This is a genomic window from Xanthovirga aplysinae, assembly GCF_009711365.1.
Taxonomy (GTDB): Bacteria; Bacteroidota; Bacteroidia; order Cytophagales; family Cyclobacteriaceae; genus Xanthovirga; species Xanthovirga aplysinae.
In genome coordinates this window covers 1-2409 of the sequence record NZ_SMMB01000566.1, presented here as the reverse complement: position 1 = coordinate 2409, position 2409 = coordinate 1, and the positions used below count along the sequence as shown (strand labels likewise).

The 2409-nt window shown below is 32.0% G+C and carries 2 protein-coding genes and 1 pseudogene; all 3 read right to left on the bottom strand.

What is annotated here, in order from left to right:
* A pseudogene (locus tag E1171_RS24140) lies at nt 1–232 on the bottom strand (CPBP family intramembrane glutamate endopeptidase); the annotation flags it as partial.
* 108 nt (nt 233–340) lie between these two features.
* Nucleotides 341–1147, bottom strand: coding sequence for an RDD family protein (locus E1171_RS02750; protein WP_155203847.1), 807 nt, complete (start codon nt 1145–1147; stop codon nt 341–343).
* Nucleotides 1148–1264: 117 nt separating this feature from the next.
* Entirely contained in the window at nt 1265–1801 is a 537-nt protein-coding gene (locus E1171_RS02745) for a GNAT family N-acetyltransferase (RefSeq protein ID WP_155203846.1), read from the bottom strand.
* Nucleotides 1802–2409 lie beyond the last annotated feature (608 nt).

Here is a 2409-nt window from a genome sequence, read left to right as displayed (position 1 = left end):
GAACTACAAAATTTACTTTGTCATATAAAATGGTACCTACAACAACTGCTATAATTAGCATGATTGTCGGATTTATCAAAATCAATAATTTTATTTGTTCGGGAGAAAACTTATTTATTAAAATTGCTTCTACTTCAGGAGGGAGGGGGATTTCCATAGTTAGAATTGATACAACCCCAATTATCCCAAGAGCTGCTAATATTACTCCCAAAATCAATTTTTTGCTGTTCATATTTTTTGTGTTGCTGGTAGCTAACGGTCCAGGTGGCTGCTATGCTTTTTTAGCGTCGGCTTTTTTGTGCGCTGGCAAGGCATAACAGCTCGCCATTGTTGTACACTTTTACTGATTTTTCAGCACTATTGATGAGCTCATAAAATCATGGATTGCTCTATGATTAGAATTAAAGTTGATAGTTAAAAATGAAGCCCACCCAAATATTGCCTTTATGACAATTCTTATGATTCCATTAAAAATACTTATCCTTTGGTCATGATCTTTTATTGAAACAACCTTAATATTAACTGTTTGGTGTCCTATGGTTGCCCCAAATTTTGTTAGCATTATTGGTTCATAGAGTAATACAAAGATTACAAAAACTGTCAAAGCAATGGGCCGTCCAACTACAGGATCTTTTACAACCAACATTAAAATTGCAAAAACTAAAAAAGATAAAAGTCCGTCAATTGAAGCTGCTTTAACTCTATCTATTAAATAAGGGTATTGGAAAGGAGGTTGACTTTCTTCACTTGGGTAAGATAGGCCAGAGATATTTCCCTCTTGATTTATTTTAGAATCGTAAACAGCTTTTAATCTATAAATGGATTTAATGTCTTTGGAAAAATGAATAATTAAACCGAAATATAAATTAAAAATCCCTACTGCATATAAAATTCTAGATTCTTCATAAAAGCCTGCAAGAAAATTAATAACTGCATAAAGAATTAACATTATTGAAAGGAGCCACTTTGCCCATTTATATCCTAAAAAGTTCAGACTAATAGGGATAATAAAAATTACTAATTTAATTAAAGCACTTGGAGTATCTGGAGTGACCACATATGAAAATAGTCCTTCCATTACTATGAACCCCAAGAATAATAAAATTAAAAATATTATACCTGTTTTATGATTTGGCTTATTTTCCATTTTTTATAATTGTATACAACGCCTCAGCTGGCTGCTGTGCTTATTAGCGTCGGCTTTTGCGAGCTGGCAAAGCATGTTGCTCGCCATCGTTAGCCACTTTACATTATTTTTACTATTCTACTTATCTCTTTTTAATTTACTGTAAACCTCAACATCTGTAAAAATATTTCCTGTCAATAATTCTCCGTCACGCTCAATTCCCTCAAACTTGAAACCTAGCCTTTTCGGAACACCCTTACTTGAATCGTTTTTCACAGCACACTTAATTTGTATCCTGTTTATACTTTGCTTTTGGAAGGCAAAATCACATAGTTTTTCTACTGTCTTTGTTACAATCCCTTGCTTTTGATATTTCTCGGACAACCAATAACCAATCTCCGTTTTCTTATTTATCTTATCGGTACTTTTAAAACCTATTAACCCGATAAAAACATTTTGTTTTCTGATTGTAAAAACAAACTCAAATCTACTCTCAGGAGCATTCACCACTGAATTAACAAAGTTCTTGGTATCCTTCAATTCCTTGGTAAACTCAACAAATGGCAACCATTTTCCAAGATATCTTCTTTGGCTGTTAATAGTTTGAAAAATATCAACTGAATCTGACTGTTCCAATTGTCTCAACTCAATTTCTGAATCTAATCTTAATATCATTATGCACAGTTCTTTTCATGTTTTGTACCTAACAATCGTGAAAACCAAATATGTTGTATATCCGCACTGCCTTCATTACTTCCACCAAGTTTAAAAGTGAAAGCAACTCTTTAATCCCTATTTTTGCATTACAACACATAAAATAATAGTTTTCCATATCTCGAATTTATAAGTATATTATGAAGAGCTCAAAAATTAGAAATGGATTTATTTTAGCAGGTGTTATAAACATTCTGGGTGTATTGATTTTCTCTCGCCTATTTACTAATGAAGTAATAATTCAAGAGGATCCAGTAGTGTTATCAAATTTTGGGCTTTTAATGATAATGATTTGGGGATTTGCCTATATTTCTGTTTCAACATCATATAAAAAAGTAAATTGACTTATAAGTATATTTGCCGTGGAGAAACTTGTTTACGTTCTTGCATGGATATTATGGTTAATGAATAATGACTTACACTCTGTTTATGAAAAAGATATAATGACAGGAGTTTTCTTCACAATTTATGGATTGAATGACTTCATTTTTATGATTTTCTTTGCATGGGTTTTCTTCAAAACAAGGGGTAATTCTGAATACTAGGGCTGACAATTTATTAACTCAGAG